The following is a 7,788-nucleotide window of genomic DNA, read 5'->3' as shown; positions in this document are numbered from 1 at the left end:
GCTTTGATGAAGGCATACTCCTCATTTGAGAATACGACATGGATGCTTGGCAAATTGTACTGAACACACGTGACGATATCCTGCATCACCATTGAAAATGCCCCATCTCCTGTCAGATCCCACACCTGTCTGTCGGGGAAGGATTTCTTGGCGGAAATGGCACCGGGTAGTCCATTCCCCATTGTCGCAAACACACCTGACGTCCGCCACATGTTCTTAGGTGACATCTTCAAGTGACGCACGGATGTCTGGGTGGTATTCCCAACGTCAATGGAATAGATGGCATCGTCGTCCGCTACTTGATTTATGGCCTGATATGCCTGATAAATCTGCAGCTTTCCTTCTTTCTTGTTTTCCAGCTTGTCGATATAAGCTGCCCAGTTCTTGATGTTATTCAGGTTAGCACGGTACCAGGCGCTTTCCGGTTTTTCGGAAACCTTATCCGTAATGGAACGGATGACTGATCCGGCATCGCCTAGGATGGCAACGTCGACTGGGTGCCTCTTCCCTAGTTTGTAAGGATCGATATCGATCTGAATGAATTTGTCCACGTGATCGAAGACACCCGTCACTTCTGTGAAAGGATAATTGCTGCCGGCGAACAAGACGACGTCCGCTTCGTCGAACACTTCTACTGCGGGTTTTCTGGAGACACGGTTGGCTGATCCTAAGAGTGCTTCAAAATCATGCGGGAAGGTGTCGTAATTGATTCCTGTGACCGCAACTGGTGCTTTCAGTTTGCGGGACAGAGCCATGACGGCGTCCCCGTTTCCCCGAGTGCCGATTCCAGCATAAATGACCGGCCGCTTCGCATTCTCCAGTATTCTGGCCGCTTCTTCGATATTCTTCTCTTCAGGAATCGGATATGGAGGTGTCCGGTGCGCATTTGCAGAAGAGTACCAGCCTTCCCGGTCGATCTCTTCCCAGCCGTAACTCACGGGTACTTCGACTGTTGCGACACCTTTACGGGTAATGGCTGTACGAATCGCTTCATCGATGATTTTCGGAAGCTGTTCCGGATACGCTACACGTCGATTGTAGATGGCCACGTCTGCGAACACTGGGTTATGGTTCATTTCCTGAAAGGCATCCATGTTGATTTCATTTTCAGCCCGCTGTCCTATGATAGCCAGCATAGGTACGCCGTCTTCTCTCGCATCATAGAGTCCGTTCATCAGATGCGTTGCACCCGGTCCACCTGACCCTAAAGCGACACCAATTTCTCCACTGAATTTATATTGCATCGAAGCAGCCAGTGCACCCACTTCCTCGTGACGTACCTGAACGAAGTCGATAGCCGTCTCTTCACGTTTCAGTGCGTCCATCCACGAGTTCAGCGATCCGGCGGGCAGGCCATAAATCTGCTTGACGCCCCAGCTTTCCAGCACCTTGACCGCGGCAACTCCTGCTTCTATTTTATCTGTATTGTTAGTCATCAGTCGATCATCCTCCTGTGATTGGTAAACATCTCTACATTCAATTATACTCCACTTGTTTGTATATCAAGACTACTATGCATAGCGAGGAGAATACGATGTAAAATCACTAATATTGTCCACTTAAACACTTTTTATGGTCTGTTATGATTGCGCTGTCAGGACTATAATAAGGCATAATGACTAGGAGGAATGTAAATGGCAACATTTTATTATGTTTCTAAACAAGGATCAGACATCGCAAAAGGCTCAGAAGCGGAACCGTTTCTAACTATAAACAAGGCAGCATCAGTAGCAATTGCCGGCGACACCGTTATCGTACATGAAGGCGAATACCGTGAATGGGTCAAGCCCCAGCATCCCGGATTAAGCAACCACAGACGCATTACCTATCAGGCAGCTGAAGGGGAAAAAGTCGTCATCAAAGGATCTGAACAGATCACCAGCTGGGAAAAAACTGAAGGAACCGTCTGGAAAGCCGTGCTTCCAAATGAATTCTTTGGTGACTACAATCCGTTCAAGGAAGAAATTTACGGCGACTGGGTAGTCGACAACCCCGGCCGTCACTTAGGTGAAGTCTATGTTAACGGGAAAGCTTTTTATGAAACAGTCTCATTAGACGATATTAAAGATCCGGTCGTCCCTTCTGAAGTGGTGGATCACTGGACGCGTACCACTGTTCCGGTTCATGACAAGGATCAGATGAAATATGTCTGGTACGGCGATGTCGGTGAAACGGAAACGACTGTCTATGCAAACTTCCACGACTTTGATCCGAACGAGGAACTGACAGAAATCAACGTCCGTAAGAGCTGCTTCTTCCCTGACAAGACGGGTATGGACTATATCACCGTCAGAGGATTTGAAATGGCCCAGGCAGCGACACCTTGGACGCCACCGACTGCTGACCAGCCGGGACTGATCGGTCCGCACTGGAGCAAAGGCTGGATCATTGAAAACAATATCATACACGATGCGAAATGCAGCGCGATTAGTTTAGGTAAAGACAATACGACTGGTGACAACCACTACACCAAGCGTCAGGACAAACCGGGCTACCACTATCAGATCGAAACTGTATTTGAAGCTCACAAAAAAGGCTGGAGCAAGGAAACTGTCGGTTCACACATTGTCCGTCACAATACGATCTATGACTGCGGACAGAATGGTGTAGTCGGTCACCTTGGCTGTATTTTCAGTGAAATTTATGACAACCATATCTATAACATTGCGGTCAAGCGTCAGTTCTGGGGTCATGAAATTGCCGGCATCAAGCTGCATGCGGCGATCGATACACAGATCCACAACAACCGCATCCATGACTGCTCACTGGGCATATGGCTGGACTGGCAGCTTCAGGGAACACGAGTCAGCCGCAACATCTTCTACCGCAATAACCGAGACATCTTTGTAGAAGTCAGCAGCGGACCGTTCCTGATCGACCATAATATCCTGACTGCCGACTATGCTCTGGACAACCACGCGCAAGGCGGAGCTTACGTGAACAACATTGTCAGAGGACATATGGAACACCGCAAAATGCTGGACCGCTCTACTCCTTATCATGTGGCTCACAGCACAGACCTTAAAGGAATGGCTCCTGTGTACGGTGGAGACGACCGCTGGTTCAATAACATCTTCATTGGAGACGAAGGACTTGAAGAAGTCGGTACAGCTCACTATAAAGGCTATACGACGTCACTTGAGGAATTCATTTATGATGTACATCACCAGCCTGGCAGTGACCACGAAGCATTTAATGTCGTTGAACAGCCGGTCTACATCAATCAGAATGTTTACCTAAATGGTGCTGAACCGTTTGAACGTGAAGAAAACAACCTGGTATCCGGTCATAACCCAGACATCAAGATCACTGAAGAAGGCAATGAGGTCTACCTTGAAATCGATCTGCCTGAAGGATTTGAAAATCTTCTTGGCGGCGTCCACTCCACTCAGACACTGGAACGTGTCCGTCTGGCTGACGCTGAATACGAGAATCCGGACGGAAGCGACGTCATCATCAACACTGACCTCTTGGGCAAGGTCAAAGACGGCGATTCTGTACTGGGCCCAATCTCGGAACTGAAAAGCGGACATAACCGCATTAAAATCTGGGGCTAAATTGAATAGAAAAGTTTCACGCGCCGTTCAGCCTTGACAAGAAAATAGGAAATTTACCCCGAATGAGCATACTGCGCAATGGGTAAATTTATCTTTTTCTCGAAAGGCTGGCACGTGAAACTAGACAACAATTTAGCTACAAAAAAGAGCATCAGTTCAAAGTCGACTGGTGCTCTTTCCTTTAACTAAGTGTTGTCACGACTTCTTCAAACGTCTGTTCCGCATCTCTTTATCCAGTGCTTTGTGTGCTTTTTTCGACCCGCGTTCCAGGTCTCTTTCCCGTTTTCTGATATGGTAGTCGGTAAACAGACTGTCCAAATCGTACCCGTCCGGATAGAGTTGACTGGCTGAAGCGTTCAGTGTCGCACGTTTACGCCTGACCTCATGGATCTCGTCTTCCACAAACACTTGAAGTGTCTGCTCTCCCTCGTCTGAATACACGAGCCCGATGGTGTCCCGGTCTGTCAGGAGCACACGGTCCCCTTTCTGAAATCGGAGCTTCGGTTCCAGTCTAGCTGAACCTGTTTGCTTCTGGCTGGCTGGTTTGAAAGACTGTTTCTCAGTAGAGTAGGATTTGTTCTGAATATATAGAGCCGCCTTATTGATCAGCTTGTCCGGCATGGCCATTTTTCTGGCGATCCATAAAGCCTGGCTCTCCCCCACTTCCCCTACTCTTAAAATATATTTAGGCGTCAGAGTCTCCCTGTCGAAGGCCATAGCGGCGGGAAGGATGTCTTCATGATCGGTTGCGAACTGCTTGATCTCCCCGTAATGGGTCGTCGTTACAACCAGTGCTCCTTGCTTGTACAAGGTCTCCATAATCGCGATTGCCAGAGAAGCTCCTTCATTTGGTTCAGTCCCACTGCCCAGTTCATCTAACAGGACCAGGGTATGACGCCCGACCTTTGTCATGATCTCCGAAATGTTTTTCATGTGACCGGAAAAGGTGCTTAAGGCATTTTCGATTGCCTGTCGATCTCCGATATCAACGAATATCTCGTTCATTACAGCGATCTCTGTTCCTTCTGCTGCAGGAATCTGCAGGCCGAACATCGTCATAAGAGTCAGGAGGCCGACTGTTTTTAATACGACAGTCTTGCCCCCGGCGTTGGCACCAGTAATGACCAGTCCACGGTATGTCGTGCCCAGTTCAAAATCCAGCGGCACACTCTCTCCTTTGATTAATGGATGACGACCTTTTCTGATCATGATTCGTTCCTCTTTGTTCACGCTAGGGGTTATACCGTCAATCGATCGGCTATATTTTGCCCTTGCGAATAGTGTATCAAGAAGTGTGACCAGTTCAATTGCTTCATTGATGGCTTGTTCAGCCTCAAAGAGGGTTCCGGTCAGCTCAGCAAGGATCTGATACTCCTCCGCCTGCTCTTGAGCCTTAAGCAATGCAATCTGTTCATTCAGTTTGGTCACTGCAGACGGCTCAATATAAACGGTCGTCCCTTTGCTTGACTGATCCACGATATTTCCTGAAATCTTGTTCTTATAAGATGATTTAACTGGAATCGTGTAGTGTCCATTTTTATTGACAATCAGACTGTCCTGGATCATCGACCGATTCGTTGAACTCGAAAGGAACTTGGTCAGTCTCGTTTCAATTTCTTTTTCTTTGTCACTGATGTGCTTTCTGATCTTCTTCAGATTGCCTGAAGCATCATCGGCAATGCTCTGATGATGAATCTTCTGATAGATTGTGTCTTCGATTCGCTTGAAGCTGGTCAGCCCTTTGGAGTAGCTGTATAGCAGCGGAGTCTGGTACTGATTTTTTTCAAAGAAAGTCTGGATCATCCGGTTACTTCTGAGGAAATCCGCGACCTCTGTCAGTTCTTCAGGTGTCAGGAGCATGCCTTTCGTCACATGGTCCATCAGCCGCTTGATCTGAGTCAGCCCCATGAACGGCACGTGCTGGCCGCTGTCGATGATGAGCCGTGCCTCAGTGGTTTCCTGGAGCTTCGTTTCTACTGTCTGAAGGGTTGTGTCAGGAGTAGTGTTGTCTATAATTGCCTTGGTATAATCACCGATGGCATAGGTTTTAACCTCTTGTCTAATCTGGTTGAACTGGAGGTTTGTCAGTGTTTTATTGTCGATCATTCTTCTCTTCCTTTCGTGAAAGAGATACCTGTACAGGAAATAATAAGATCGCTGAATATTATATTTGGGTACACAAAAAGACGACAGCAGTCATACTATCGTCTTAGAATTGATATTCTATAGGGTTCGACAGGTATCACTTAATAAGCATGCCAAATAAACCTTAATGGTACGGGTTTTTCTGGCTATTCAACTTACTGGGTTAGATACCTTTTACACTCACAAAATTATCTCCGTTCAACTGGATCTTAGTTATTTCCATCTGTACTATAGCAAGCACGGTCTGATCTGTCAATATTTTTATAATGTGAGCGATGAGTCAAACGCTTGTTAAAGTATTCTTTCGCATCAGTCTACTTAAGACATTTATAAATAAGGAGACACCCACCCGTAATTACAGTTCTAGCGATCAAAAAGAGCCCGCTCAAATGAAATGAGCAGGTTCTATCAATTCTTAATCCAACGTACTCGTCTGACTCAGCTGCTCGGAGACAGTGGCTAGAGACTGAACTGCATTGTTGACACGGATGATCTGGTTGTTTTCTTCATCAATGGTGGCTTGAATTTCTTCAATCGAGGCTGCATGCTGTTCTGAAATGGCTGCAATGTTTTCCAGTTCACTATTCATGGAGACGAGCGACTCAGTCAATGACTGGATGGTCCGGGCTTCAGTTTCCGTCAGCTGCTTGACCTGGACAAAGGATTCCAGTGCTTCGTCCACTTTATCCGACAGGCGGTCGATCAGGTCAAGTCCTTTATCGGCAGCCATCTTCCCTTCTCTTACCCCGTTCAGTGTCTCTTCTTTCACACGTGTCATGTCATTGATAAGCAAGGAAGCCTGATCGACATTAGCTTTAGAGACATCTGCAAGCTGTCGAATCTCAGTGGCGACAACAGCAAAGCCTTTACCGTGTTCACCGGAACGGGCTGCTTCGATCGATGCATTAAGTGACAGCATTTCTGTCTGTTTGGACACTGCGATCAGCCCTTCGAATATTTCCTTTATGCTTTCGATCTTCTGATTCAAGGCGGTCATTTTGGTATCCACGTCGTCAATCACCTGTTTGATGGTGCTCATCTGTTCTGAAGATGACCGGACCGACTCCTGACTTTCCTGAGCGGTTTTCAGTGAGCCATTAGCTTTAGAAGCAATTCTGGTACTCGCATCACTTACTTCGTTTAGATTCTCGCTGTTATCCTTAACGGTGGCATACAGTTTCTGAATACCGGCAGCCTCACTCATGACCCCTGCCGCAATTTCTTGAGCAGCCGCACTGATTGATGTACTGACATCTGTGATGCTGGACATATTATCCGTCAGTTCTGTTATCCCACTGTCGAGAACCTCTACACTTTTATTCGTAGAAGATAAAATGCCATCCAGTCGGGCTACCAGCTGCTGAGCCTCGTGTTCTTTATCTTTGGCATTCGTCACATAATCATTGCCCCACTTTGCCAGAAAATAAGTAATGAAGACTGCTACATTAAAGAGAAACATGAATGAGAAAAATTCACTGATCTCCCCCGAAGGCAGAACGGCCAGCGGATCGATAATAAACAGACTGACCATCACACTTGTCATGACGACAGTATAGGCCAGGATCAGGGTCTTGTTGAAGTAAAGGGCGACCATGGCAAGTGAAATATACAAGGTGAAGAACCAGCGGTAATTGGCCCCCAGATTGATCATGAGGATCAGCCCAGCCAGCGCACCACCCGAACCTATGACGAATGACTGAATATACGGATTGATTTTTATGTAATACATTTTTATGTAATACATGAAGTTACTTAGAGCCATTGCAATACCCACATATAATACAATATCAAGTGCATAGGACAGTCCCATATTCAGTATAGCCTGGACTACTATGACAGCCAGTATTCCCCACTGAAGTTTGATATTGAATCGGTTTACCTTGTCGGCTTCATATAAGGTGTCTTTTTTTCTGATTGTCATTACCTCTCTTGACTTACGCATAATCTTCGCTCCCCAACTTATTTCATTAAGTATATCATTCTTTTTATACAATGACAAGTGGGTTGGAGTCTCAATATGTGTAAAGTTATTCTCGGAAATTTATTCTAGAAATCTGAAACGCAGTTTATTGTTTTTGTCTTTCTC

General features: G+C 46.4%; 4 protein-coding genes. 1 reads left to right on the top strand and 3 read right to left on the bottom strand.

The genetic code is table 11. The annotated features are described in order from the left end of the window. The coding region (spxB, locus tag ABFX15_RS00860; protein ID WP_428830571.1) for a pyruvate oxidase at positions 1-1,436 on the bottom strand (1,436 nt) is incomplete at its 3' end. 198 nt (positions 1,437-1,634) lie between these two features. On the opposite strand from spxB, the gene ABFX15_RS00855 reads away from it, so the two are divergent. Next, positions 1,635-3,557: a right-handed parallel beta-helix repeat-containing protein gene (locus tag ABFX15_RS00855; RefSeq protein ID WP_346023675.1), complete on the top strand. Its 1,923-nt coding sequence runs from the start codon at positions 1,635-1,637 to the stop codon at positions 3,555-3,557. Positions 3,558-3,752: 195 nt separating this feature from the next. Here the strand turns inward: ABFX15_RS00855 and ABFX15_RS00850 are convergent, their stop codons facing one another. Further along, the gene (locus ABFX15_RS00850; RefSeq protein ID WP_346023674.1) at positions 3,753-5,663 is read right to left on the bottom strand and encodes an endonuclease MutS2; all 1,911 of its coding nucleotides are present in this window, start codon (positions 5,661-5,663) and stop codon (positions 3,753-3,755) included. 454 nt (positions 5,664-6,117) lie between these two features. Further along, positions 6,118-7,644 (bottom strand): methyl-accepting chemotaxis protein, encoded by a 1,527-nt coding sequence (locus ABFX15_RS00845; protein WP_346023673.1) that lies wholly within the window; start codon positions 7,642-7,644, stop codon positions 6,118-6,120. Between the last annotated feature and the right edge of the window lie 144 nt (positions 7,645-7,788).

It is taken from the genome of Alkalibacterium indicireducens (genome assembly GCF_039522005.1).
Taxonomy (GTDB): Bacteria; Bacillota; Bacilli; order Lactobacillales; family Carnobacteriaceae_A; genus Alkalibacterium; species Alkalibacterium indicireducens.
The sequence above is the reverse complement of the archived record's forward strand: the minus strand, read 5'-3'. Positions and strand labels throughout refer to the sequence as shown.